This window comes from Corallococcus macrosporus (assembly GCF_017302985.1).
In the GTDB taxonomy this organism is placed as follows: domain Bacteria; phylum Myxococcota; class Myxococcia; order Myxococcales; family Myxococcaceae; genus Corallococcus; species Corallococcus macrosporus_A.
The window spans coordinates 2,657,439-2,681,668 of record NZ_JAFIMU010000007.1 but is presented as its reverse complement, the minus strand read 5'-3'; the positions used below and the strand labels follow the sequence as shown (position 1 = coordinate 2,681,668).

Here is a 24,230-nt window from a genome sequence, read left to right as displayed (position 1 = left end):
GCCCGGGACTTTCATTGGAAGGCGAGTATGCTGGGGCTTCCCCAATCCCGGCCCCGCCTCCCGCCCGTGGCAGAACCCAGTCCCCAGCAATTCGGCAAGTACGTCCTGGTCTCCAAGCTTGCCGCGGGGGGCATGGCGGTCACCTACCGCGCGCGTATGACGGGCGCGATGGGGGTCACCAAGCCCTGCGTCATCAAGCAGATCCTCCCGCACTTCGTGGACGACCACGACTTCGTGGAGATGTTCATCAGCGAGGCGCGCCTGGTGGCGGGCCTGACGCACGGGAACATCGCGCAGGTCTTCGACTTCGGTGAGGTGGACGGGCAGTACTTCATCGCCATGGAGCTGGTGCACGGCCAGCCCCTGTCGAAGGTGCTGCGCCGGGCTTCACGCGCGGGCGTCGGGTTCCTGCCGCAGCCGCTGGCGCTGCACATCGCCAGCAAGCTGTGCGAGGGCCTGGACTACGCGCACCGCCACGTGGGCGAGGACGGCAAGCCGCTGGGCCTGGTCCACCGCGACGTGTCCCCGGACAACGTCCTCATCTCCTACGAGGGCGAGGTCAAGGTCATCGACTTCGGCATCGCCAAGGCGACGAGCGCCGTGGAGGCCAAGACGTCGCCGGGCACGCTCAAGGGCAAGTACCCGTACTTCTCCCCGGAGCAGGCGCAGGGCAGGCAGGACCTGGACGCGCGCACGGACGTGTACGCCGCGGGCGTCGTCCTCTACGAGATGCTCTGCGGCCGGCGCCCCTTCGAGGGCGAGTTCGTCACCGTCCTGCCGCGCATCATCACCGGCGACTGCCTGCCCCCGTCCGCCATCAACCCGACCATTGGCGAGGACCTGGAGACCATCATCGCGCACGCGATGGCGGTGGACCGCGAGGCCCGCTACCAGACGGCGAAGGACCTGAGCGAGTCCGCGGTGGAGCTGCTCTACCGGGACACGCCGCGCTTCACGCCCACGATGCTGAGCCAGCTCATGACGTACCTCTTCGCGGAGGAGCTGGCCGCCGAGGGACGCAAGGTGGAGCTGCCGCCCGGCTTCAAGGAGCAGCTGGCCGCGTGGCAGTCGCCGGGGTCGGAGCCCTCGCAGGGCCGCGCGCGGCTGCCCTCCAGCAACGGCCGGTCCTCCAGCACGGGCAACGTCAGCGGCTCCGGCGCGGCCCGAGCGTCCAGCCCGGGCGTGGCGCGGCCCTCCAGCCCCGGCGTGCGCGCGTCGGGCAGCGCGCCCGGCCTGCGCCCCGCGACGGACGGCAACGCTCCGCGCCGCTCGTCCACCCAGGCCACCGCCGTGCGCAAGAGCACCACCGGCGCGCGCCGCGTGACGCCGGGGGGCACCCGCGAGAACACCGGCACCGGCCGCCGCCCCCTGCCGCCCGAGCTCGAGGCCGAGCCGGACACCGACGGCGGCACCGAGCCCACGGCGATGCCCCAGGCGCTGCCCACCCTGGCCGCGCCGCATGACACGCCGGTGGAGACGGCCATCGCGCCCGAGCCGCCGGAGCCCGAGGAGAAGCAGGGCCCCCGCGCCCGCACCACCGCGGACGACGCGCGCGAGAAGCTGGCCGCCGAGGCCGCCGAGCGCGAGCGCAAGCGCGCCAGGCAGGTGCGGCAGCTGAGCATCGGCGTGTTCGCCGTCACCTGCGTGGTGCTCGTCATCGGCCTGCTGCTCCACTTCCTGTCCCCGGCCGAGGAGGGCGAGGGGGCCGACGCGCCCGTCGTCCTGTGGATCACCTCCACCCCGGAGGGCGCCGCCGTCGTGGTCAACGGCCGGCCGGTGGGCAACACGCCCAGCCGCATCATCGGCGCGGATCAGCGCACGCCCCACACCATCGTCGTCACCCGCCCGGGCTACCGCGCCTGGACGCGGCGCTTCACGCCCAACCAGCCGGAGGTCCACCTGCGGGCGGAGCTGGAGGTGGCGCCCGGCACCACGCAGATGGTGTCGGAGATCCCCACCGCCACGCTCGACGCGGGCCTCGCAATCCCGGACGCGGGCACCGCCGCCGCCGTCGTGGCCGCGGGTGTGCCCGGCGCGGACGGCGGCACCGCGACGGAGACGGACGGGGGACTGGCCTCCACCACCGACGCGGGGACCGCGGCCGTGGCCGAGGCGGAGCTCCCCGACCGCGACATGCGGCACGTGGAGTACCCCACGCGCCTGCTGGTGCTGCGCCCCATGTACAACGCGCTGCCCCTGCCGGAGTACCCGACGGCCACCATCGACGTGTCGCCCGGCGCGGCCTACTCCGTGTGGACCGAGGGCAGCGCGGCGCTGGCGGAAGGCGACGGCACCGCGTCCGGCACGCTCGTCTACTACGCGGAAGGAGACCTGCCGGCGGACAACGCCGTGGGCTTCGTGAGCAGCGCGCCGCGCACCCTCAAGGGCGCGAAGAAGCTCCACTTCTTCGCCCTGGACGACACCGGCCCCGAGGACAACCGCGGCGCCGTCCGCGTGCACCTGCGGCAGTCCGCGTACATCCCGCCCCGCTCGGTGCTGTTCGAGGCCGACAAGAACGCCCTCCAGGTGAAGCCCCTGCACCAGATGCTGCTCAAGGGCCTCAACCCCAAGTCCACCTACGCCTTCACCGTGCGCGACGACTTCGCGGAGGTGCGCTCCGGCACGAACGGCCGCGTGCACACGGTGCTGTGCGTGGAGAAGGGCCCCAAGCCAGAGTCCGTGCGCAGCTCGCACCGCCTCTTCGAGGCGGGCAAGCGCTACCAGGTGTCCGGCGTGCAGGACCTGCGCTGCGTCTTCCCGGACCTGCAGCTGGGGGACAACGCGGGCGCGCTGGACGTGGACATCGTCGACGTGACGAACATGTCCCGCAAGGAGCGCGCGGAGGCGCTGCGCGGCGCCAAGAGCTCCGAGCGGTAGCGGCCGGGCAGCCGGGCCCCCGCCCGGGAGGACGCCTGGAAGACGGGCGTGGATCCACCACGGGCATCACCCTGGCGTGCTGCTCCCGCGATCAGCCCCAGTGCCTACCCTCACGGACATCCACTTCTTCTCCAATGGAGTCCGTCCATGATGCCTGTCCTGTCCTCCACCGGCCTGGTGCTGCACAACCTGGGGCTCGCCGCCGGTTTCGGGGGTTCGCTCTTCGGCAAGGTGGCCCTCAACCCCGCGGTGAAGGTGATTGGCTCCAAGTCGGAGCGCGGTCAGGTGGTGAACGCCGCCTGGAACGGCTTCAACATCGTGAACGCGGCGTCCGTGGGCCTGGCGGCCATCACCTGGCTGGTGGGCCGCTCGCGGCTGACGGGCCGGGAGATCGACCGCACCACGCGCGGGCTGGTCATCGCGAAGGACGTGCTGCTGGGCGCCACCGTGGCGCTGGGCGCGGCCAACATCTTCGGCGGGGCCTTCCTCGCGAAGCAGGCCCCTGAGGGCGCCGTCCCCGTGGAGACGGGCCTGACGCCCACCGCGGGCACGCCGGAGAAGGCCGCGAAGACGATGCGGGCGCTGGACGCGGGCGGCATCGCGAACATCGCCGCCATGGCGGGCGTCATCGGCATCACCGCCATCCTCAACATGCGCGCGGGGGCCTCCTCGCGCTGGTCGCTGGTTGCCAGGTTCCTTCCGTAAGGGCTCACGGGGGCCGCCCAAGCCGCATCCCGCGGCCCGGCTCGAAAAGGATGGGAAGGGCGCGTGGGCGCGGAGCCGGGACACGGCACCGGGCCCACGGGTCTTTCTTCCCCCTGGACCTCAGATGTCCAGGTTCTGCACGTCCAGCGCGTTGCGCTCGATGAACTCGCGGCGGGGCTCCACCGCCTCGCCCATGAGCAGCGAGAAGATCTCGTCGCTCTCCACCATGTCCTCCACGCGCACCTGGAGCAGCGTGCGGCGGTTGGGGTCCATGGTCGTCTCCCAGAGCTGCTCCGGGTTCATCTCACCCAGACCCTTGTAGCGCTGCAGGCCCAGGCCCTTCTGCGCGTCCTTGCGGACCGCGGCCAGTACCTCCTGCACGGAGAACGCCGTGACCTCGCCGCCGTCCACCTGGACGCGGTAGGGGGCCTTGCCCAGCGAGTGGAAGACCTCGCGCAGGGCGACGAGCTCCAGGTACTCCGGCGAGGACAGGTAGGCCTGGTCGAAGACGGACTCGCGCATGGAGCCGTTCACGTCCGTCGTGACCACCAGCCGCTGGGACTCCTGCTGCTCCGCGTCCTTCTCCAGGCGCGTGGACAGCCGGCCCATCACCTCCGGCATGCGCCGCTGGCAGTACTCGCGCATGGTGACGAGCTGCGCCTCCACCGCCGCCCCGTCCGCGAGCGTCTCCGCGCGCAGGTCGGTGGCCTGGGCCAGCGCGTCCACGATGCGCGCGTCGCGGCGCTTGGCCTGCTTCTCCAGCCGCTCCTCGTAGGTGATGACCTTCTCCAGGAGCGCCTTGAGGTCCGCGCCGCCCAGCTCCCCCGCGGGCGTCTTCACCCGGCAGTGCTCCGCGGCGATGCGCAGCAGGTACTCGTTGAGCGCGCGCTCGTCCTTGACGTAGGTGTCCTTCTTGTTGCGCGTGACTTTGTAGAGCGGCGGCTGCGCGATGTAGACGAAGCCCCGGTCAATCAGCTCGCGCATCTGCCGGTAGAAGAACGTGAGCAGCAGCGTGCGGATGTGGCTGCCGTCCACGTCGGCGTCCGTCATCAGGATGATGCGGTGGTAGCGCGCCTTCTCCGGGTCGTAGTCCTCCGCCCCGATGCCCGTGCCCAGCGCGGTGATGAGCGTGACGATTTCGGCGCTGGTCAGCATCTTTTCGAAGCGCGCCTTCTCCACGTTCAGGATCTTTCCGCGCAGCGGGAGGATGGCCTGGTTGCGCCGGTCCCGGCCCTGCTTCGCGGAGCCACCTGCGGAGTCACCCTCGACGATGTACAGCTCGCTCTCGTTCGGGTCGCGGCTCTGGCAGTCCGCGAGCTTGCCGGGCAGGCCACCGCCGTCCAGCACGCCCTTGCGGCGCACCGTCTCACGGGCCTTGCGCGCGGCGATGCGGGCGCGGCACGCGTCGCCAATCTTCACCACGACCTTCTTCGCGAGGGGCGGGTTCTCCTCCAGGAAGGTGGCGAGCTGATCATTCACCATCTGCTCGACCAGGCCCTTCACCTCGCTGTTGCCCAGCTTCGTCTTCGTCTGGCCCTCGAACTGGGGGTTGGAGAGCTTCACGGAGATGACCGCGGACAGGCCCTCGCGCGCGTCCTCGCCGGTGGGCGTCTCCTTCAGGTCCTTCCAGAGGCCGCCCTTCTCCGCGTAGCTGTTGAGCGTGCGCGTGAGCGCGGCCTTGAAGCCGGACAGGTGGCTGCCGCCCTCATGGGTGTTGATGTTGTTGGCGAAGGTGAAGATGCGCTCGTCGTAGCCATCGTTCCACTGCATGGCGATTTCCAGCGACACACCCTCGCGCTCCGACTTGATGTAGACGGGCTTGTCGTGCAGCGCTTCCTTCGCCTTGTTGAGGTACTCCACGAAGGAGGAGATGCCGCCGTCGAACTTGAAGTCGTGCTCCTTCTGGGTGCGCTCGTCGCGGATGGTGATGTGCAGGCCCGCGTTGAGGAACGCCAGCTCGCGCAGGCGCTGGCTGAGCGTCTCGAAGTTGAAGTCCACCGTCTCCATCACCGTGGAGTCCGGCTTGAAGTGGATCATCGTGCCGCGCTTGTCCGTGGTGCCCACCTCCTGGGGGGAACCGTTGGACACGCCGCGCGCGTACGTCTGCTCGAAGACCTTGCCGGCGCGCTGGACGCGGACCTTGAACCACTCCGACAGGAAGTTCACGCACGTGACGCCCACGCCGTGCAGGCCGCCGGAGACCTTGTACGCGCCGTTGCCGAACTTGCTGCCGGCGTGCAGCTCCGTGAGGACGACCTCCAGCGTGTCCTTGCCCTTGAACTTGGGGTCGGGGTGCGGGCCCACGGGAATGCCGCGGCCGTTGTCCTGCACGCTGAGCGAGCCGTCGACGTGGATGACCACGTCGATGTCCGTGCAGTGGCCGGCCAGGGCCTCGTCCACGGAGTTGTCGACGACCTCGTACACGAGCTTGTGGAGCCCGTAGGTCATCGTGTCGCCGATGTACATGCCGGGGCGCTTGCGGACGGCCTCCAGCCCTTCGAGCTTGGTGATGGCGTCCGTCCCATACTCGGCGGGCGGCGCGGTCGGCGCGACACCGGTAGCGGGGGTCTTTTCCATGTGAAGCGTGTCCTTGGGAAAGGCTGCCGTTGCGACAGGGCTCAAGCCTGTTGTGCCTACCACCACCGGGCATCCCGGACAAGCTCCGGGAGCCCACGCAAGGCTGCGGAAAGATTCATGAATCAGGCGTCGAAACGCGAGGGCGGGAGGCGGTCCTCCAGCGCCGCGATCAACTCTTCATAAACAGCTTCGCGGGCGAAGAGATGCCTCGTCACGAGCACCCTTCCCTCTTCTTTCAGGAACAGCCCGAGCACGCTCCCTTTGCGGCCGACCCGGCGCACGGAATCAATCTGGCCCCAGTGCAATTCGAGCGGCTGCCCGCTGAAGGGCCGGGCCACCCGCACGCCCGCGGAATCCAGGGTGATGCCCCACCCGGCGCGCGGGCGCAGGCGGTGCACGGAGACGAGGAAGGTCAGCATCAGGCCCGCGCTGATGCCGGCCCGCGCCATGGCGACCAGCCCCCCGCCGCCCCGGTAGTCCGCCAGGGCCCAGGCGGTGAGGACCGCCAGGAGGCACGCGCCCAGGACGAGGGCGATTCGGGTGGGACGCGGATCGAACGAGAAGAAGCGCGGGGTCATGGTCGGCAGGGGAAGGGATGGAAACCTAACCCCCTGGCGCACCGTGCGCGCGTCCTTTCCTCCACGGCTGTTCTTTGCCCGTCGTCCCCGTGCCTAGTCTGCCGGCCCGCATGACGGATGCCGAACTCACTTCTCGACTCCACACCAACCTCATCGCCTTCAAACGCCTCCAGTCCGAACGCGGCTCGCTGCGCCACCTCCAGCTCCCCGGGGTGGAGGCGTTCGCGCTGCCGTCGTACCCGGACGCGCACTTCCAGCAGGTGCTCTTCACGGACGTGGACGCGCTGGCCGCCGCGCTGCCGGCCCTCACGGACTTCTACCGGGGGCTGGGGCTCTCACGCTGGCGCGTCACCCTGACGCCCGGGCAGCGGGACGCCACGCGGGTGCTGGGCGCGAAGGGCTACCGGCCGGACTTCACCGTGGTGGCCATGGGGGCCTGGCTGCACGAGCTGCCGGACGCGGCGCCCGGCGTGCCCGTGGAGACGGTGGAGGACATGGGCGACCTGGTGGAGATCAACATCCAGACCTATGGCCCGGAGTGGCGGGACATCCTCTCCGTCTGGCGGCGGCCGCCGCTGCCCGTGCCGGTGCACACGGTGGTGGCGAAGGAGCACGGCAAGGCGCTGTCCTGCGGGCTGGCGGTGGACGTGGCGGACACCGCGGGCGTGTACCTGGTGGCCACGCACCCGGAGGCCCGGGGGCTGGGGCTGGCGTCGGCGGTGATGCGCGGGCTCATCTCCGGGGCGCGCCAGCGCGGGTGCACCGCGACGGTGCTCCAGTCCACCCCGGCGGGCCTGCGCGTGTACCGGCACCTGGGCTTCCGGGACCTCGGCCCCTGGGAGCACTGGGTGCCGCCGCAGCCGCGCTAGCGCAGCGCTTCCAGCTCCTCCAGCGTCTCCAGCACCCGCCGGGCGTCCTCCACGCCCTGGAGCCGGTCCGCCAGCCCGCGCCCCGCGAGCCGGGCCACGTGCGCCAGCCGCATCAGCCGCGCGCGGCCCACGTGGCCGTCCACCAGGGCCACCACCAGCCGCAGGGCCTGGCCGTCCGGCGCGTCCACCTTCAGGGGCCGGGCCAGCGTCACCAGCGCCGCCACCGGGGACGCGCCGGGCACGAACGCGTACGGCACCGCGACGCCGTTGCCCACCTGGGACGGCGTCTCGCCCTCGCGCTTTCGAAGCCCCTGCGCGAGCGCCGCCGCGTCCACGCCGGACAGCTCCGCCGCCAGCCGCCCGGCCGCCACGTCCAGCGCGTCCTCGTAGTCCCCGCAGGACAGCTGCACCACCACCCGCTCCGGGGAGAGCAGCGGCGCCAGCGGGGGCACGGGCTCGTCGCCGCGCACCTCGCGCAGGGGGAACTCCGCGTCCAGGAAGGCCCGCACGCGCGCCAGCTGCGCGCCGGTGAGCTTGCGCCGCGCGATGTCCAGCATCAGCGTCCCCGCGGCGGGCACGTCCTCCAGGTAGCCCGCCACGTACGGGCTCACCCGGTTGGCCACGTCCATGAGCAGCCCCGGGGGCACGTCCAGCTCCCGGGCGATGGCCGTCAGCCGCTCCTGCGTGGGCGGCGCGTCCACGCCGTTCTCCACGCGGCTGAGGTACGCGCTGGACACGCCGATGCGCCGTGCCAGGTCCCGCAGGGACAGGCCCGCGTCCACTCGAAGCAGGCGCAGTGTGGCTCCCAGGTGCATGGCGGTCAGCTCCGCGCGCCGAGCGGCTGCGTCGTCGTCTCCGGGGGCGAGCCCTGCGTCCGGGCCTCCTCCGGCGTGCGCGCCAGCACCGTCGCCGCCTCCGGATGATGCACGAGCAGCAGCGAGGCGGGCGCGTCGCGCACGATGCGCTCGCGCTGTACGCCGAACAACCGGTCTTCCAGGCCCCATTCGGCCCCCAGGCCCACCACCACGAGGTCGTAACCCGCCTTCGCTTCTTCCAGCGCTGCCTCTTCCGGCGACGCGTGGCGCACCACCTTGAGCTTCACGGCGGCGCCCTCGTCCGCGGGGAACAGCTCCTCCACCTGCGCCCGGCCCGCGCCCGCGCCGTCCGGCGACGTCACGTGCAGCACCGTCACCTCCGCGCCGGCCTGCTTCACCAGCCGCCGCGCCAGCCCCAGCGCCGCCCGGTCATGCCGGCTGCCCACGAAGGGCACCAGCACCCGGCGCACCTGCGTGAGGCCGCGGTCCACCAGCACCGCCACCGTGCCGCCCGCCTCCTGCATCACCTCGTGCACCGTGCCGCCCAGCACCGTCTGGCTGAACAGCGGCTTGTGCCAGCCCAGCAGCACCAGGTCCGCGCGCTTCGCCTGCGCCGTGCGGCAGATGTCCCGCGCGGGCTCCGACGACACGAACGACAGCGTGCGCACCGACAGCCCCAGCTTCTCCGCGCGCCCCACCAGCGGCGCCAGCGCGCCACCGGACGCCGCGGAGGGGTCCAGCGCCTCCTCCCCGCGGGCCTTGAGCGAGCGCTCCGGGGACAAGAGGTGCAGCGCGTAGAGGTTCGCCTCGTTGCGCTCGCCCGACAGCGCGCGCGACAGCACCGCCATGCCCGGGCCGGCCTGCCCGTGCGACACGCACAGCAGCACCGTGTACGCGGGCGAGGGCAGCGGCCCCTCCGGCGTCTGCACCATCTGTTCGCGCGCCTGGTCCTCCGGCGAATACAGCAGCTTCAGCAGCGGCGTGGTCATGAAGGTCGTGACCAGCGCCATGATGACCATCATCGTGAAGAGCGTGGGCGAGATGACGCCCAGGTCCAGGCCCAGGTTGAGCACGATGAGCTCCATCAGGCCGCGCGTGTTCATCAGGATGCCGACGGCGCCCGCCTCCTTCCACCGCAGGCCCGTGAGGCGCGCGGCCACCGCGCTGCCGCCGAACTTGCCCAGGCACGCGAGGAGGATGATGACGCCGCACGTGAGCCACGCCTCCGGGGTGGCCAACAGGCCCATCTGCGTGCGCAGGCCGCTGAAGGCGAAGAACACGGGCAAGAGCAGCACCACCGCCACGTCCTCCAGCTTCTCCGCCAGCGCCGCCGCCAGCCCGCCCTCCTTCGGAATCACCGCGCCGAACATGAAGGCGCCGAAGAGCGAGTGGATGCCGATGTACTCGGTGGTCCACGCGGACCCGAGCAGCAGCACCATCGTGATGGCCACCACGTTCTGGGTGAGCCCCTCGCGGTTGGCCACGCGCGCGCCCAGCCGGGCGAGGAACGGCTTCACCAAGAGCAGCATGAAGCCGATGTAGAGCAGCGCGAACAGCGTGGTGAGCCCCGCGTGCGCCAGGTCCGACGCGCGCACCAGCGACACCACGAACGCCAGGATGCACCACGCCGTCACGTCGTCCACCGCCGCGCACGCGATGGCGATGGCGCCCAGCTTCGACTGCATCATCCCGCGCTCGCTGAGGATGCGCGCCAGCACCGGGAAGGCCGTGATGCTCATGGACACGCCCATGAACAGCACGAACGAGGAGAACGGCACGTCCGGGCTGGACAGCGACCTGTACAGCCACAGCGCGCCCGCCGCCGCGCCCAGCGCGAACGGGACGACGATGCTGGAGTGGCTGATGGCCACCGACGCGTGGCCCCGCCCCTTGAGCAGCTTCGGGTCCAGCTCCAGGCCAATGAGGAACATGAAGAGCACCAGCCCGACCTCGGCCAGCATCTTCAGGAACGGCATGGACTCCGGCGGGAACAGCCAGTGCATCGCGCCCGGCGCCAGCCAGCCCAGGAGCGACGGCCCCAGCGCGATGCCCGCCACCACCTCCGCGATGACCAGGGGCTGCCCCAGCCAGCGCGCGCCGCGGCCAATGAGCCGCGACACCGCGATGATGACGATGAGTTGAACCAGGAGCTGGGCGAGCATGTGGGGGTTCATCTGACAGGCCTCGCGGGGAAAGTGTTAAGGTTGCACTTACCAAGCCCCCGCGCGCAGCGTCAACCCACGCGCAAAGGGCAGGCAGGCCCGCGCGGAGGGACTTCCCCGGAAGAGGTCAGGCGGTTTCGGGGACCTTGTGGGCGGCCACGGACCTGAGCAGCGTCTCCACGTCCACCGGCTTGCGCAGGTAGCCGCAGGCGCCCATCTCCTCCGCGACCTGCCGGGCGTTGGCGGAGGCGGAGAAGACGAGCACGGGGATGTCGCGCCACGCGTCCACCTGGCGCATCTGGCGGCCGAAGGTCGCGCCGTCCATCACGGGCATCATCATGTCCAGCAGCACCAGGGCGGGAGGCACCGGCTCCCGGCGGAGCACCTCCAGGGCCTGCAGGCCGTTGCCCGCGCCCAGCACGGTGTAGCCCGCGTCGCGCAGGACCTCCTCCAGCGCCTCCCGCAGGTCCGTGTCGTCGTCCACCACCAACAGCGGCCGGCTCACTCGCGCGTCTCCTTCTCCAGCGGCAACTCCAGCGTGAAGCGCGCGCCCTCTTCCGCGGCCGGCTCCGCCCAGGCCCGTCCGCCGTGCGCTTCCGCCGCGCGGCGGGCCAGGTACAGCCCCAGGCCCAGGCCTCCATACGAGTGCGAACTGACGGCGCGGCCGAAGCGCTCGAAGATGCGCTCCACCTGGTCCAGGGGTACGCCGATGCCCCGGTCGCGCACCTGGATGCGCGCGAAGCCCCCTTCCCTCCCCACGTCCACCTCCACCGGCCGTCCCGGACCGAACTTGAGCGCGTTGGATATCAACGCCGCCACGGCCTGGTCCACCCGAAGCCGATCCCACGTCCCCCACAGCCCGCGGCGGGGGGACTGCCGCAGCTCACACCCCGCCGCGCGGGCCTCCGCCTGGAAGCGCTCCAGGACCTCCGCGACCAGCTCCTCCAGGTCGAAGCGCTCGGGCATCAGCGACAGCTCGCCGCTGGACAGCTGGGACACGTCCAGCAGCCCCTCCACCAGCGTGCCCAGCCGGCGCACCTGGCGCACGCTGCGCTCCAGGCGCGTGACGACGTCCGGCTCCAGGTGGTGCGCCTCCGAGCGCTGCAGCAGCGTGCCCAGTTGCAGCCGCAGCGTGGTCAGCGGCGTGCGCAGCTCGTGCGCGGCCACGGTGAGGAACTCGTCGCGCAGGCGCACCGCCTCGCGTGCCTCCTGGAAGAGGCGGGCGTTCTCCAGCACCAGCCCCGTGCGGCGCGCCAGCTCCAGCGCGAGCGCCAGGTCCACCTGGGACAGGGTGCGCTCGCCCAGCGTGCCCAGGGACAGCACGCCCAGCCGGCCCTCGTTGCCGGGCAGGGGCACGTTCACCACCGAGCGCAGCCCCAGCCCCTCGATGGCGCGCTGGTGCGCGGCGTCCTTCGTGATGGGCTCCGGGCGCTTGCGCACGTCCGGCATGAACTCCGGCTGGCCGGTGCGCAGCACGTGCGCGGGGCCCGCGGCGGCCTGGGGGTCCAGCGGGAAGCGCTGGTCCAGCTTCCACGCGTGGGCGCGCCGCGCGGCGTCCGGGTGCGCCAGCGCCACCAGCCGCAGGCCGCCCTGGTCAGCGTCCTGGAGGAAGAAGGCGCACCAGTCCGCCACCCGGGGCACCATGAGTTGCACCAGCTGGTCCAGCCGGGCCGCCTGCTCCAGGGACGCGGTGAGCAGCTCGCTGGCCTTCGCCAGGATGTCGCGGTCCACCTCCGCCCGGGCGCGCTCGCGGCGCACGCGCGTCTCCTCCAGCTCGCGCGCCACCGCCGGGCCCAGCCGGGCCATCCGGTCCTTGGAGAAGCAGTCGCGAGCCCCCGCCTTCATCAGCGTGACGGCCTGCTCCTCGCTCAGCTGGCTGGACAGGACGATGAGCGGCACGTCCCGCTCCTGCCCGTGCAAGAGCGCCAGCACGTCCAGCGCGCTGAAGCGCGGCAGCCGGTAGTCGCACAGCACCAGGTCCCACGGCTCGGCGGCCAGCGCGTCGCGCAGCGCCTCCAGCGAATCCACGCGCCGCGTCGTGGGCAGGTAGCCCGCCTGCTCCAGCTCCGCCGTCACCAGTGCCGCGTCATTGACGCTGTCCTCCACCAGCAACAGCCGGAAGGGCGTCATGCCCGGGCCCCGCCTGTCTCCATTCGCGTGACGCCTCCCATGGGGTGTGGGCCTCTCTCACCACATGCTAGTGGCCCTCCCTGTCACGCCAGCGGGAGAAATGGCGGACGTTCACCACCGAGCGGTGGCTGGTGAACGTCCCGCCGGGGGCCGCCAGAGGGCCCCACGCAGCGGGTGGGGCGCGCCCGGACTACCAGGAGACGTCGTACTCGGTGTCCAGCAGGGACAGCTGCCGGCCGTGCACCTGGACGTCCTGGGCCCCCACGGCCTCCAGGGCCGCCTGGAGCACCCCCTCGTGGTACGGCGCGGGCATGAAGTCCCGGCGCATCACGAAGCGGGCGCTGTGGTCGCCGGTCCAGAGCACGCTGCGCTCGCCGTAGCTCACCGCGACCCGGTAGTTCTCGATCAGGTGCTGGAGCATCTTCCGGGGGTTGCGCCCGGCCGCCTGCATCAGGTCCCGGCCGAACATGGAGCCCAGGAAGTCCACCGTGGCCTGCGTCCCGATGTAGCGCAGCGACTGGGCCCAATCCCCCAGTTGGGGCCGGAGCAGCCGGGTCGCCTCGGCGGACATCGCCAGGAAGCGCGCCACCGGGTACAGCTCCGCGGCGTTCAGCTGCTTCAGCCCGGACGCCGCCAGGCACCGCGCCTGCGCCTCCTCCCCCTGGAGGAAGCCCACCACCCCCACCACGCCCTGGAAGAACATCCCCCGGGCGCCATCCTCCGGGGTCGCGGCCAGGCACCGCTCCGTCAGGTGCCACGCCGCGCTCTCATCCGCCCTGCCCGCCGCCCTCGACGAACCTTCCACCGGTCCGCGATCCATACCCACCTCCACTTCAGGCGCTGGAGCGGACCACCCGTTCCACCGGGTCCCGTCCGCCAGCGCAGCCCTTCCCCCTCACAGGTGCCGGGGCCCACGCCCCGCTCACACCGTCCAGCCCAATCACACATTTCTACCAAAACGCCAAGGAATCCCTGTAAGCCCGGAAGTACCTGACATTATCTGGTAGCGTACACAAATCTAATGGGAGGGCGGACGGTTTTTCCTGTGGCCTGAGAAAAGATTGGGGGTCAGGCCCCCCACCCGGAGGCCTACTGAGCGAGCGCGGCCTGGGCGGCGGCGACGCCGGTTCCGGCGGCGGTGGCGCGGTGGCCGGAGGCATGGAGGGCGCGCTCGATGGCGCCCACGGTGACGAGCACGTCCCCGGCGCTGATGCGGTTCATGTGGCCCACGCGGAAGTAGCGCGGCTTGATTTCCGGGTGGAGGCCGCCGGCGATGGCCACCCCCTGCGCCTTCACGCGGCCCACGAAGGACGCATCCACGCCCTCCGGGTAGTACACGGCGCTCAGGGTGTTGGCGGCCACGGACTCGGAGGTGGGCACCGGCTTGAGCCCCAGCGCGCTCCAGGCGGCGCGGAAGGCGCGGGCCATCTTGCGGTGGCGCTCGAAGCGGGCCTCCATGCCCTCCGCCAGGATCTGTCCCAGGCTCACGTCCAGCGCGCACACCAGGGACGTGGGCGGGGTGGCGAAGTAGGCGGGCTTGCCGGACTCGTAGGCCTCCATCACCGGCAGCCACTCCGCCCAGTCCGCGTACACGCTGGCGACGGGGGCCTTGCGCGCCTTCCATGCCGCGAGCGCGCGGGGGCTCACCGTGAGGAGCGCCAGGCCCGGGGGCACGCCCACCGCCTTCTGGCTGGCGGTGAGGTACACGTCCGCGCCCCACGCGTCCTGGTGGAAGGCCTCTCCGGCGGTGGCGCACACGCCGTCCACCACGGCGAGGACACCGTGCTGACGCGCGGCCTTCACCAGCGGCTCCACCGGCGCGAGCACCGCGGTGGAGGTGTCCACGTGGGTGACGGTCATCAGCTTGAAGCCGCCCTTGCGCAGCTCCGCCTCCACCGCGTCCACCTCCGGGGCGCTGCCCACGGCGCCCGCGCGCACGTGCGTCACCTTCGCGCCGTGGCGCTCCAGGATGTGGGCCATGCGGTCGCTGAAGTAGCCGGTGTTCACCACCAGCGCGCGGTCGCCGGGCTCGACGAGGTTGGCCACCGCCAGCTCCATGGCCAGCGTGCCGCTGCCGGAGACGACGAAGGGCTGGGCTCCCGGCGCGAGCGACACCTCGCGCAGGCGCTTCAGGGCCCGGCCGAAGGTGGCGATGAAGCCCGCGTCCAGGTGCCCGGGCACCGGCGCCGACAGCGCCTGCAACACCTCCGCGTCCACGTCCACCGGCCCGGGAATCATCAACAGGTCTCTCACGGCGCCACTCCTCCTGAAGGCCCCCTCCGGACGGAGGGCGGTCCCCCACTGTGGCCAGCGCGGGCCCGGCTTGTCCACGCTGGAAAAGGAAGACGCCGGAGCCCCCGTGCAGTAGGGACTCCGGCGTCGGGAACTTCAGGAAGCGAAGCCGTGGACTAGCGGTACGTCGCGGTCACGCTGTCCGCGCGGGCCACCTGGCCGGCGGAGAACGTGTTCATGCAGTTGTCGTCGGTGTAGTCCATGAAGTTGGTGATGGGGTCCGCACCGCCACCCGCGCAGGTGTCACGGTTGGCGGGGCAGCCGTAAGCGGGCGAGGCCTCCGGCGGCGTGTCGCTGACGGAGTCGCCCGGGTTGTTACAACCGCCCTGGAACGTGTGGTACAGGCCCAGCCAGTGGCCGACCTCGTGCGTGCCCGTGTCGCCCTCGTTGTAGGGGGCCGCGGAGCCGCCGGGGACGCTGCTGTAGAGGATGACCACGCCGTCCATGGAGGGCTGGCTGGTGTAGCTGGAGGGGAAGGTCGCCCAGCCCAGCAGGCCGCCGGACAGGTTCGCCGAGTAGATGTTCAGCGTGCCGGCGTTGCCCTTGCGCAGCGCGGCCTTCATCTTCTTCTCGGCCGCGGAGCCGCTGCGCAGGTTGTACCAGGTGCTGTTCGTGGTGCGGTCCGTGCCCGCCAGCGTGAACTTGAACGGGGTGTTGGAGTACGCCGCGTTCAGCACGTTCATCTGCGCGGTGATCTGCGAGTCCGGGATGTCGCCGTTGGCGATGCCCGTGCCCTGACGGATGACGTGGAAGTACACGGGCACGTCCACCGAGCCCACCGCGCGCTTGGCGGACACGCCACGCGCCGCGATCGCCGCGTCGACCTCGAGCTTCTCATCGGCGGTCAGCTCCACCGTCGCGCAGCCGCGGTGCGGCACGGCCTGCTGGGTGGTGGTCTCCTCCGCCGGGGTCTGCTCCTCGGGAGCCGGGGCGCTGCTGCTGCAACCGGCCAGGGACATCAGGGTGCCAAGGACCACCGCGACACGGCCACTGCGCTGCGCGACGAAACGAAGCATTGTTTCCCAACTCCTCGAAAAGTGGGGGAGACACCAATACACGTATGAAACAGTTCTAGTCAACGGGTGCGGTAAAATTGAATTCCCAGCAAAACCCGTTGAAGACAAACCAAGCGTCACAGGCCGGGATACGGCCTGTCCGTGCTTCATCCCCGAAAATGAAAACGCCGGAGCCCCCTGATCGGGGACCCCGGCGCTGTCACATCGGCCACGGCCGCTGCGCTTTTTCTAGCGGTACGTCGCGGTCAGGCTGTCCGCGCGGGCGCTCTGGCCGGCGGTGAAGGTGTTCATGCAGCTGTCGTCGGTGTAGTCCATGAAGTTGTAGATGGGGTCCGCGCCGCCACCGGAGCAGGTGTCACGGCCGGCGGGGCAGCCGTACGCGGGCGAGGCCTCCGGCGGCGTGTCGCTGACGGAGTCACCCGGGCTGGCGCAGCCGCCCTGGAACGTGTGGTACAGGCCCACCCAGTGACCGACCTCGTGCGTGCCGGTGTCGCCCAGGTTGTACGGGGACGACGTGCCGCCGGGGACGCTGCTGAAGAGGATGACCACGCCGTCCATGGACGGGCTGCTGGTGTAGCTGGAGGGGAAGGTCGCCCAGCCGAGCAGACCGCCGCCCAGCTTCGCCGAGTAGATGTTCAGCGACTCCTTGCCGCCCTTGCGCAGGGTGGACTTCATGGAGCGCTCGGCGCTGCTGCCCTGGGTCAGGTTGAACCAGGTGCTGTTCGTGGTGCGGTCCGTGCCGGCCAGCGTGAACTTGAACGGCGTGTTCGCGTACGCCGCGTTCAGCACGTTCATCTGGCTGGTGATCTGCGAGTCCGGGATGTCGCCGTTGGAGATGCCCGTGCCCTGGCGGATGACGTGGAAGTACACGGGCACGTTCACCGAGCCCACCGCGCGCTTGGCGGAAACGCCACGCGCCGCCAGCGCCGCTTCAATCTCCAGCTTCTCATCGGCGGACGGCTCGATGGTGGCGCAGCCGCGGTGCGGGATGGCCTGCTGGGTGGCGGTCTCCTCCGCCGGAGTCTGGGGGGCCTGCTCTTCCGGAGCCGGGGCGCTGCTGCAACCGGCCAGGGACATCAGGGTGCCAAGGACCACCGCGACACGGCCACTGCGCTGCGCGACGTGACGAAGCATTGTTCCCAACTCCTTTAAAAGCAGGGGAGCCGGAAATACGCCTGCAAGCCTATTCGAGTCAATACACAGACAGTCCTGGAATGACTGTGAAACCGTATGGACTCACACGGTGACGCGAATGGATGGCTCAAGGCGTTGAGGCCGGCGCGGCGGGCGCGCCCGCGTCGGTGGAAGGTGCGAGCGGGGTGGGCGCGGTCTGCGGGGCGCCCACCTGGTCCAGGGACTCGTGGTTGTTCACGGAGAAGCGCACCAGCGCGCGGAGGATGCGGTTGCGCTTCACGTTGCCCAGCACCTCGCGCAGGTCGTCGTAGACGGTGGGGTCGTTGACGAGCGCGCCCAGGGTGCCGTCGCCCTTGGCCACGGTGGCGGTGATGGTCTTGATGTCCGCGGCGGCGCTGCCCAGGTCCGCGAACATGCCCTTCGCGTCGCCGTAGATGAGCTGGTGCACGGCGCCGTTGGGGCTCTTCTTCGCGTCCTCCAGCAGGCCCGCGAGCTGGCCGGCGGCCGCGCCCAGCTCGCGCATGGCGACCGCGCCGTCCTGGCCGTAGATGAGCGCGTGCGCGGTGCCGTCTCCCCGGCGCACCTCGCCCAGGATGGCCTCCACGTGGCCCAGCGCGCCGTCCATGCGCTTCGCGGCGCCGGACGCGTTGGCCAGCAGCGTGTTCACCTCCTGGCCCGTGCGCGGGTCGTAGATGAGGGCGTGCAGGGCGCCGTTGCCCTTCTCCACCTCCTCCATGATGGAGCGCAGCGACGCGACGCTCCGGGCCAGGTCGCGGGACAGCTCCGGGTTCGCGTAGACCTTCACGGCGTCCTTGAGGGACTCGCTGATCTGGACGGAGTTCTCCATCACGCGGCTGGCGCTGGACATCAGGTTGGCCAGGTCCCCGCCGCTGCTGGACTGGACGACGCCGCCGGGCTCCACGGGCGGCTGATCCGCGCTGCCCAGGGAGATGTCCACCGCCTTGTCGCCCAGCACGCCCATGCTGGAGAGGCGGGCCACGGAGTCCTTGCGCACGCGGTTCGCGTAGGCGCTGGCCACCTGGAACTCCACCTCCAGGCGGCTGTCCTTCAGGTCCGGGGAGAAGGACACGCTGTTCACGCGGCCCACCTTCAGGCCGCCAATCCACACGGGGGACTGGTCGCTCAGGCCGTCCACGCTCTGGAAGTAGGCGCGGAAGATGACCTGGCGCTGGAAGAGGTTGGACTCGCGGCCGATGAAGAAGACGACGACGCCCGCCACGGCGAGGCCGATGGCGACGAAGAGGCCCGCCCTCACGGCCAGGCGCTTTTCCTTCGAGGTCGTGGTGAAGAGACTCATGGTGTTCCCCGGGGGTTCAGCTCCAGGCGGCGCGCGTCGATGAAGGCGCGCACCTCCGGCACCTGGGAGCGGCGCATCTCCTCCGGGGTGCCCACCTGGACGATTTTGCGGTTGGCCAGCATGGCCATCCGGTCCGCCAGCACGAAGGCGCTCACCATGTCGTGCGTGACGACGATGGAGGTCGCGCCCAGGCGCTGCTTCATGGAATCAATCAGCTCGTTGATGGTCTGCGTGGTGACGGGGTCCAGGCCCGTCGTGGGCTCGTCCCAGAGGATGACCTCCGGGTCCGTCGCGATGGCGCGCGCCAGGCCCACGCGCTTGCGCATGCCGCCGGACAGGTCCGACGGCATCAGCTTCTCCGTGTTGGGCAGGTCCACCAGCTCCAGCTTCTCCGCCACGCGCTTCTGGATTTCAGCGCGCGTCATCTTCTTGAAGTGCTCACGCAGCGGGTACGCCACGTTCTCCGCCACGCTGAGCGAGTCGAACAGCGCCGCGCCCTGGAACACCATGGCCACGTGCTTGCGGACCTCCAGGAACTGCTCCTCGGAGAACTTCGCGACGTCGTAGCCCTCGAACAGGATGCTGCCGCCGTCCGGGTGCAGAAGGCCGATGAGGCACTTGAGCAGCACGCTCTTGCCCACGCCGGAGCCGCCCAGCACCACCAGCGTCTCTCCGGCGCGCACGTCCAGGTCCACGCCGTCGTAGATGCGCTTGGGGCCGAACTGCTTGATGAGGCCGTCGAAGCGGATGAGCTCCTCGCCCGGCGTGGGCTTGCGGAACGCGAAGGGGACGGCGGGGTCTCGGTGGTGGCGGGCCTTGCGCATGGTGCGGGCGGCTTCAGAAGTAGAGCGTGATTTTCGTGATGAAGAAGTCCGCGAGGCACACGGTGACGGAGGTGATGGCCACCGTCTGCGTGGTGGCGCGGCCCACGCCCTCCGTGCCGCCCTCCACCGCCAGCCCCTTGAAGCAACCCACCAGGCCGATGATGAGCCCGAACACGGCGCCCTTGATGACGCCGGAGACGAAGTCACCCATCAGCACGGCATCCAGCGCGCCCTGGAAGAACTGATCCAGGGAGATGCCGTACTGGGACTTCACCACCAGCGCGCCGCCCACCAGGCCCACCACGTCCGAGAACACGGTGAGCACCGGCATGACGATGAGACACGCGAACACGCGCGGCACCACCAGCTTGCGCAAGGGGTCCGCGCCCAGCGCGCGGATGGCGTCCACCTGCTCCGTCACGGTCATGGAGCCCAGCTCCGCGGCGATGCCGGACCCGATGCGCGCGCCCACCGTGAGCGCGGTGAGCACGGGGGCCAGCTCGCGGAACAGCGTGAGGATGACGACGCGCCCCACGGTGTACTGCACGCCGAAACGGGCGAGGAAGTAGCCGAACTGCAGCGAGATGACGAGCCCCGCGAACGTCGCGGTGAGCAGCGCGATGGGCAGCGAGCGCACGCCCAGGGACTCGGTGTGGAAGACGAGGCCGGCCCAGTCATACGGGGGACGCACCGCGCGGCTGAACACCTGGCCCGTCATCACGGACAGGGCGCCCAGCGACTCCATGCGCTCCTTCAGCCGCTCCTTGAGGCTGGGGCCTCCGGAGAAGAGCTTCGCTTCGGGCATCATCGCCGGCGCTCCGCGTGGAAGCCCTGGAAGACGCTCTCGAAGTCCGCCATGCGCGCGTCGGCGGTGCCCACGGGGGCGACGTAGCTGAAGTCGAAGACGCAGTTGTCCTTCTTGACGACCACCAGCTCCAGTTGGATGGGCACGCCGTCGAGCTTCGCGACGTAGCGGCTGCGCAGGGCCTCGCGGCCGTCCAGGGTGAAGGTGCGCTGGCCCAGGTCCTGGCGCTCGGTGAAGCCCATGAGCAGGTGCTTCGTGAGGACCTGGAGGGACGGGTCGTCGTGGTCCTTGCAGGTGGAGTTGGTGGCGATGACGCGGCCGGTGTCGCCGCGCTCCACGAAGGCCAGGTCGTTGTCGTCGAAGCCCTGGCGTTCCCAGACGGTGTTGGACAGCGGGCCGACGCGGTACTTCACGTCGGACTTCTGGAGCACCGAGTCCTCGAACGTCGCGCGGTGGCACCCCGCGAGGAGGGCGGACAGCACGAGCGTCAGCAGCAAACGCGACATGGCACCATTTCGTTCGTCCCGGAGGGGCCCGGTGGGACGGCGGGCATGGTCATGGTGCACGCCCGTCAGGTCCGCAAGAACTTCGTCTGGACGAACGTCGACTTCCGAGCCCATTCGCGAACCTCGCGCCGGACGAGGGCCCGGCGCCCCGGGAGGGCTCCGGTCGGAAGAGAGGGGTCCGGTGCTGGGGACCCGGGCAAGGCGCATGTTCAGCCGGGAGCCGGGGGATTCTCACGAGGAGGATTCGATGGACGGCGGACTGGCGATATTCGGATTCGGGTTGTTCCTGCTGTCGATAGCCAATCTGTATGCGCGCACGGCGTACTGGCTGGCGTGGCCGCTGCTGGCCATCTCCATGCTGGCCATGGGAATGGCGTTCAGCGAGTCCAAGCGCCTGCGGGACGTGTCGCTGGGGGTGTCGGCGGTGCTGGGGGTGTTGTTCATCGCCGCGCTGGCGACGGGCACCGTGTGGTGGCTGACGCTGGCGGTATTCCTGTTCGCGGTGGCGTTCGGGCTGCTCTGGGCGGAGTTCCGCTTCGAGTACTTCGGGCACGTGACGCGGCAGGAATTGCCACAGCATCACGCGCGCCGGGGACCGGTGCACTGGCCCTGGCACCGGCGGCGGGTGCACTAGGGTTGTGACGGCGCTTCGGTGGCCACCTGTCCCGCGTGGACGGTGAGCCAGAGGGTGTCACTGGCGGCGGCGGCTCGCACGAGCCCCGCGTCGGTGGTGGTGAGGAAGACCTGCGCGCCGCTCCGGGCCAGGTAGCCCATGAGATAGGCATTGCGCTCGGGGTCCAGCTCGCTGGAGACGTCATCCAGGAGCAGCAGGGGGAGGAAGCCCATGGCGGCCTCCAGGTTTTCAATCTCCGCGATCTTCCAGCCGAGCACCAGGGCGCGCTGCTGCCCCTGGCTCGCGTAGGCGCGCGCGCTGCGGCCGCCCAGCGTCACGGAGACGTCGTCCACATGCGGGCCCACGGAGGTGAAGCCGCGGTCCAGGTCGCGTCTCAGGCGCGCGGAGAGGGCCTCGCGCAGGGCGGAGGCGAGCGCGGCCTCGTCGGCGTGGGCGAAGTCGGCGCCGAGGTGCGCGGGGTGGTAACCGTAGACGGCGGGGTCGGCGGTGCGGCCAATGGAGCCGAAGGTGGCCTGGGCGCGGGGCGCGAGCTCGGCCATCAGCGCGCGGCGGCGGGCATAGAGGCGGGCGCCCGAGCGGGCGAGGGTCTCGTCGTACGCGTCGAGGTACGCGGCGTCGACGGTGGCGCCATCGCGGAGCAGGCGGTTGCGGTTCTTGAGGGCGCGGGCGTACTCGCGGCTTTCCTTGAGGAAGGCGGGGAAGCGGTTGAACACGGCGCGGTCGAGGAACGCGCGGCGCGCGTCGGGGCCGCCCTTGATGACCTCCAGGTCATCCGGGGTGAAGGCGACGACGGAGACTCCGCCGAAGTAGTCCTCCAGGCTGGAGGCCTTCTTGCCGTCCACGAGGGCCTGGCGGGTGCCGCCGCCGACCTCGACGGAGATTTCGCGCTCGGCGCCCTTGAGGAGGAAGCGGCCGGTGACGCGAGCGGCGGAGGAGCCCCAGCGGACGAGCTCCGACAGGCGCCCGGCGCGCAGGGGCTTGAGGGTGGCGAGGAAGTAGAGCGCCTCCAGGAGGTTGGTCTTCCCCTGCCCGTTCTGGCCCACGGCGATGGTCGCGTGGGTGCTGGGTGCGAGCTGCACCGTCGGGAGGTTGCGGAAGTCCTGGACCTGGAGCGAGAGGAGGCGCACAGCGTCACCGTGAAGGGGGAGAGCTTCGTACTACATGCGTCCCCTGACAGGGCCAGGATGTGGGGTGCTCCCTCGGCTGGAGGGGGCGCTACGGACAGAGCCTTCGCCGCCAGCGGTCCAGGTAGTTGCCGATGCCGTCATCCTCCTCTGGCTTGTACATGAAGGGTTTCAGGAAGCAGGCCAGGGCGCGGTACTGGGGCGGAATGGGTGCCTTCTCGACGTCGATGGCGTCAGGCCATTCGCTCAGGGTCACCAGCAGGCGCTCCTGTTCCATGGGCAGGAAGGAAACCTCCGGGAACGGCAGTGCCTGCCGCAGCGCTTCGAAGCCCCCCATCCGGTCCAGCAGCGGTGGGCCCAGGAACGTGAGCCAGTGCGCGCCCAGGGCCTGGATTCCAATGCTGTCGACATCAGGCAGATCCACGCCCAGATAGCGCGCGAAGTACTCATCCAGGACCTTCCAGTCCCCTGCGGTCCAGGAGCCCTGTCGAGAGACAAGGGCGAAGCTGGCGTAGCCGAAATGGAAGGGCAGTTCCCGAGCCAACTCCAGCACCAAGGCACGCATCCGCTGGGGACCCTGGTCCAGGAGGAATTCGGTCGGGAAGGTGAAGGACATCGCGGTACTGGACCCAGCGCGGAGCGGGTGTTGGATCCGCCAGCTGTGGTACTCGAACTGGTATCCCCCGGTGCCCCCATCCAAGTCGGACAAGCTGACGTACCAGGCCAGGCGGGAGGGCTGATCCACCATCCGCTTGCGGATGACTTCCCATCCGTCCTCATCCAGCTCAAGGACATCTCCATCATCCGCGCCGTACCAGTTCAGCGACTGAGGCGGGATGGCTCGAACGTAGGACTCCAAGGCCCGCCAGCACGCCTGGGCCACGATCTTGTGGTCATGAGGCATGAAGAACGAGACCACGACACCATCGCGGGCCGCGACCACGCCATCCCTGTAATGAAGACGAAGGGTGGGGAAGTTCGCACTCATGGTCGGCTGCGCATCACTCCCTTGTCAGGAGAAACGAGCAGGGCTCTACCACCCAGAGCATCCTCGTAGACCTTTTTCTGCGTTTGTCCCGCGTAGGGACTGCCCTCTCGATAGGGAGTCCACTGTGGTTCGTTGCTCTGAGGACAGGGGAACTTGAAGTCCAGGGTGAGCACAGCCTTGAGCAGGTTGCGGTCCCCATGGAGGACGAGGTCCGGCTTGATCGTTCCCCGAAGTTCGTCGGTGCAGCCATCAGCGAGCATCCGCGCTTCCTTCTCCAGGCTGATCGTCTCCACGAGCTTGGCGTTCGGATAGTAGCGATAGCGCTGCTCGATGCTGTAGGGCGCGGCCCAAAGCTCCTTGAGCACCTCCTCCGCGCACTGGAGGACCAGGACGTGCTTCTGCTTCCCGAGCTGCATGGCCCGTGTGATGGGGTTTCCGCAGCGGTCGCGCCCCACCACCTCGCCACACTCCTTCCGCGTCGGCGGGCGGCCTTCGAAGAACCGTGCGTTACCCTGACGCTCGGCCTGGACGGCGCATTCCGCGAGCCGCTCCTCCAGTTCGTCCGCGGTGTGGTGACGTTGCATCAAGCCAAGGATGACCGGGGCGGCCTGGACCAGGACGGAGGCCGTGGCGGAAGCAGTCCCCTGCTGGGCGACCCAGGCCGCATGGCGCGCCTTCGCGGCGGTCTCCGTGTCGGCGTAGCGCAGATCACCGTGCGCGGAGCGCCGTGAGCGCCCACCGGCACAGGCCGTGAGCAACGCGATGGCCGCGCACAGATGTACGAACCTCCAGCCCATGCGCCGGAACGTATCGTGCCCGCAGGCCCACCAACATGACCGGTCAGAAGTCCGCCATTCAGATGCAGCTAGCAGTGGA

The 24,230-nt window shown here is 70.4% G+C and carries 21 protein-coding genes; 4 read left to right on the top strand and 17 right to left on the bottom strand.

What is annotated here, in order from left to right:
• The first annotated feature begins 27 nt into the window (after positions 1-27).
• Both JYK02_RS23475 and JYK02_RS23470 read left to right on the top strand, forming a co-directional pair.
• On the top strand, positions 28-2,877 hold the full coding sequence (locus tag JYK02_RS23475; RefSeq protein WP_242588861.1) for a serine/threonine-protein kinase: 2,850 nt from the start codon (positions 28-30) through the stop codon (positions 2,875-2,877).
• Between the two features lie 147 nt (positions 2,878-3,024).
• The gene (locus JYK02_RS23470; protein ID WP_207054170.1) at positions 3,025-3,582 is read left to right on the top strand and encodes a hypothetical protein; all 558 of its coding nucleotides are present in this window, start codon (positions 3,025-3,027) and stop codon (positions 3,580-3,582) included.
• A 120-nt stretch (positions 3,583-3,702) separates the two neighbouring features.
• On the opposite strand, the gene gyrB is transcribed toward JYK02_RS23470, so the two are convergent.
• The gene (gyrB, locus tag JYK02_RS23465) at positions 3,703-6,159 is read right to left on the bottom strand and encodes a DNA topoisomerase (ATP-hydrolyzing) subunit B (RefSeq protein ID WP_207054169.1); all 2,457 of its coding nucleotides are present in this window, start codon (positions 6,157-6,159) and stop codon (positions 3,703-3,705) included.
• Positions 6,160-6,281: 122 nt separating this feature from the next.
• A complete protein-coding gene (locus JYK02_RS23460) occupies positions 6,282-6,737 on the bottom strand; it encodes a hypothetical protein (RefSeq protein WP_207054167.1) in 456 nt (151 codons plus the stop codon).
• A gap of 110 nt (positions 6,738-6,847) precedes the next feature.
• Here JYK02_RS23460 and JYK02_RS23455 point away from each other — a divergent pair, with 110 nt between their 5' ends.
• Positions 6,848-7,606, top strand: a complete 759-nt coding sequence (locus JYK02_RS23455; protein WP_207054165.1) for a GNAT family N-acetyltransferase — start codon at positions 6,848-6,850, stop codon at positions 7,604-7,606.
• Here JYK02_RS23455 and JYK02_RS23450 read toward each other — a convergent pair.
• The 12 genes from JYK02_RS23450 to JYK02_RS23395 all read right to left on the bottom strand — a co-directional run bounded on the left by JYK02_RS23450 (position 7,603) and on the right by JYK02_RS23395 (position 20,608).
• On the bottom strand, positions 7,603-8,421 hold the full coding sequence (locus JYK02_RS23450; RefSeq protein WP_207054163.1) for a helix-turn-helix domain-containing protein: 819 nt from the start codon (positions 8,419-8,421) through the stop codon (positions 7,603-7,605). The two genes, JYK02_RS23455 and JYK02_RS23450, sit on opposite strands and share 4 nt — an antisense overlap.
• Positions 8,422-8,426: 5 nt before the next feature.
• On the bottom strand, positions 8,427-10,595 hold the full coding sequence (locus JYK02_RS23445; protein WP_207054161.1) for a cation:proton antiporter: 2,169 nt from the start codon (positions 10,593-10,595) through the stop codon (positions 8,427-8,429).
• A 115-nt stretch (positions 10,596-10,710) separates the two neighbouring features.
• On the bottom strand, positions 10,711-11,088 hold the full coding sequence (locus JYK02_RS23440) for a response regulator (RefSeq protein ID WP_207054159.1): 378 nt from the start codon (positions 11,086-11,088) through the stop codon (positions 10,711-10,713).
• On the bottom strand, positions 11,085-12,713 hold the full coding sequence (locus JYK02_RS23435) for a sensor histidine kinase (RefSeq protein WP_207054157.1): 1,629 nt from the start codon (positions 12,711-12,713) through the stop codon (positions 11,085-11,087). The genes JYK02_RS23440 and JYK02_RS23435 overlap by 4 nt, the downstream gene beginning before the upstream one ends.
• Before the next feature lie 190 nt (positions 12,714-12,903).
• On the bottom strand, positions 12,904-13,533 hold the full coding sequence (locus JYK02_RS23430; protein ID WP_207054155.1) for a DUF2378 family protein: 630 nt from the start codon (positions 13,531-13,533) through the stop codon (positions 12,904-12,906).
• A 269-nt stretch (positions 13,534-13,802) separates the two neighbouring features.
• Positions 13,803-14,966: a pyridoxal-phosphate-dependent aminotransferase family protein gene (locus tag JYK02_RS23425; RefSeq protein WP_347402558.1), complete on the bottom strand. Its 1,164-nt coding sequence runs from the start codon at positions 14,964-14,966 to the stop codon at positions 13,803-13,805.
• 155 nt (positions 14,967-15,121) lie between these two features.
• Positions 15,122-16,021 (bottom strand): zinc metalloprotease, encoded by a 900-nt coding sequence (locus JYK02_RS23420; protein ID WP_207054153.1) that lies wholly within the window; start codon positions 16,019-16,021, stop codon positions 15,122-15,124.
• A 228-nt stretch (positions 16,022-16,249) separates the two neighbouring features.
• Complete coding sequence (locus JYK02_RS23415) at positions 16,250-17,155, bottom strand: zinc metalloprotease (protein ID WP_207054151.1); 906 nt, start codon at positions 17,153-17,155, stop codon at positions 16,250-16,252.
• A gap of 127 nt (positions 17,156-17,282) precedes the next feature.
• The gene (locus JYK02_RS23410) at positions 17,283-18,473 is read right to left on the bottom strand and encodes an MlaD family protein (protein ID WP_207054149.1); all 1,191 of its coding nucleotides are present in this window, start codon (positions 18,471-18,473) and stop codon (positions 17,283-17,285) included.
• The gene (locus JYK02_RS23405) at positions 18,470-19,297 is read right to left on the bottom strand and encodes an ABC transporter ATP-binding protein (RefSeq protein ID WP_207054147.1); all 828 of its coding nucleotides are present in this window, start codon (positions 19,295-19,297) and stop codon (positions 18,470-18,472) included. Before JYK02_RS23405 ends, JYK02_RS23410 begins: the two co-directional genes overlap by 4 nt.
• Positions 19,298-19,310: 13 nt before the next feature.
• Positions 19,311-20,105, bottom strand: a complete 795-nt coding sequence (locus JYK02_RS23400; protein WP_207054145.1) for an MlaE family ABC transporter permease — start codon at positions 20,103-20,105, stop codon at positions 19,311-19,313.
• Complete coding sequence (locus JYK02_RS23395) at positions 20,102-20,608, bottom strand: hypothetical protein (RefSeq protein WP_207054143.1); 507 nt, start codon at positions 20,606-20,608, stop codon at positions 20,102-20,104. Before JYK02_RS23395 ends, JYK02_RS23400 begins: the two co-directional genes overlap by 4 nt.
• Before the next feature lie 247 nt (positions 20,609-20,855).
• Between JYK02_RS23395 and JYK02_RS23390 the strand changes: the two genes are divergently transcribed.
• Entirely contained in the window at positions 20,856-21,242 is a 387-nt protein-coding gene (locus tag JYK02_RS23390) for a hypothetical protein (RefSeq protein WP_207054141.1), read from the top strand.
• Here the strand turns inward: JYK02_RS23390 and recF are convergent.
• The 3 genes from recF to JYK02_RS23375 all read right to left on the bottom strand — a co-directional run bounded on the left by recF (position 21,239) and on the right by JYK02_RS23375 (position 24,151).
• The gene (gene recF / locus JYK02_RS23385) at positions 21,239-22,369 is read right to left on the bottom strand and encodes a DNA replication/repair protein RecF (RefSeq protein WP_207054139.1); all 1,131 of its coding nucleotides are present in this window, start codon (positions 22,367-22,369) and stop codon (positions 21,239-21,241) included. The two genes, JYK02_RS23390 and recF, sit on opposite strands and share 4 nt — an antisense overlap.
• 88 nt (positions 22,370-22,457) lie before the next feature.
• Complete coding sequence (locus JYK02_RS23380) at positions 22,458-23,354, bottom strand: type VI immunity family protein (protein WP_207054138.1); 897 nt, start codon at positions 23,352-23,354, stop codon at positions 22,458-22,460.
• Entirely contained in the window at positions 23,351-24,151 is an 801-nt protein-coding gene (locus JYK02_RS23375) for a hypothetical protein (protein WP_207054137.1), read from the bottom strand. The genes JYK02_RS23380 and JYK02_RS23375 overlap by 4 nt, the downstream gene beginning before the upstream one ends.
• Between the last annotated feature and the right edge of the window lie 79 nt (positions 24,152-24,230).

Coding starts and splice junctions, on each gene's coding strand:
- JYK02_RS23475 (WP_242588861.1), top strand. CDS start 28: ATGCTGGGGCTTCCCCAATCCCGGCCCCGCCTCCCGCCCGTGGCAGAA.
- JYK02_RS23470 (WP_207054170.1), top strand. CDS start 3,025: ATGATGCCTGTCCTGTCCTCCACCGGCCTGGTGCTGCACAACCTGGGG.
- gyrB (WP_207054169.1), bottom strand. CDS start 6,159: ATGGAAAAGACCCCCGCTACCGGTGTCGCGCCGACCGCGCCGCCCGCC.
- JYK02_RS23460 (WP_207054167.1), bottom strand. CDS start 6,737: ATGACCCCGCGCTTCTTCTCGTTCGATCCGCGTCCCACCCGAATCGCC.
- JYK02_RS23455 (WP_207054165.1), top strand. CDS start 6,848: ATGACGGATGCCGAACTCACTTCTCGACTCCACACCAACCTCATCGCC.
- JYK02_RS23450 (WP_207054163.1), bottom strand. CDS start 8,421: ATGCACCTGGGAGCCACACTGCGCCTGCTTCGAGTGGACGCGGGCCTG.
- JYK02_RS23445 (WP_207054161.1), bottom strand. CDS start 10,595: ATGAACCCCCACATGCTCGCCCAGCTCCTGGTTCAACTCATCGTCATC.
- JYK02_RS23435 (WP_207054157.1), bottom strand. CDS start 12,713: ATGACGCCCTTCCGGCTGTTGCTGGTGGAGGACAGCGTCAATGACGCG.
- JYK02_RS23430 (WP_207054155.1), bottom strand. CDS start 13,533: ATGGATCGCGGACCGGTGGAAGGTTCGTCGAGGGCGGCGGGCAGGGCG.
- JYK02_RS23420 (WP_207054153.1), bottom strand. CDS start 16,021: ATGCTTCGTTTCGTCGCGCAGCGCAGTGGCCGTGTCGCGGTGGTCCTT.
- JYK02_RS23415 (WP_207054151.1), bottom strand. CDS start 17,155: ATGCTTCGTCACGTCGCGCAGCGCAGTGGCCGTGTCGCGGTGGTCCTT.
- JYK02_RS23410 (WP_207054149.1), bottom strand. CDS start 18,473: ATGAGTCTCTTCACCACGACCTCGAAGGAAAAGCGCCTGGCCGTGAGG.
- JYK02_RS23405 (WP_207054147.1), bottom strand. CDS start 19,297: ATGCGCAAGGCCCGCCACCACCGAGACCCCGCCGTCCCCTTCGCGTTC.
- JYK02_RS23400 (WP_207054145.1), bottom strand. CDS start 20,105: ATGATGCCCGAAGCGAAGCTCTTCTCCGGAGGCCCCAGCCTCAAGGAG.
- JYK02_RS23395 (WP_207054143.1), bottom strand. CDS start 20,608: ATGTCGCGTTTGCTGCTGACGCTCGTGCTGTCCGCCCTCCTCGCGGGG.
- JYK02_RS23390 (WP_207054141.1), top strand. CDS start 20,856: ATGGACGGCGGACTGGCGATATTCGGATTCGGGTTGTTCCTGCTGTCG.
- JYK02_RS23380 (WP_207054138.1), bottom strand. CDS start 23,354: ATGAGTGCGAACTTCCCCACCCTTCGTCTTCATTACAGGGATGGCGTG.
- JYK02_RS23375 (WP_207054137.1), bottom strand. CDS start 24,151: ATGGGCTGGAGGTTCGTACATCTGTGCGCGGCCATCGCGTTGCTCACG.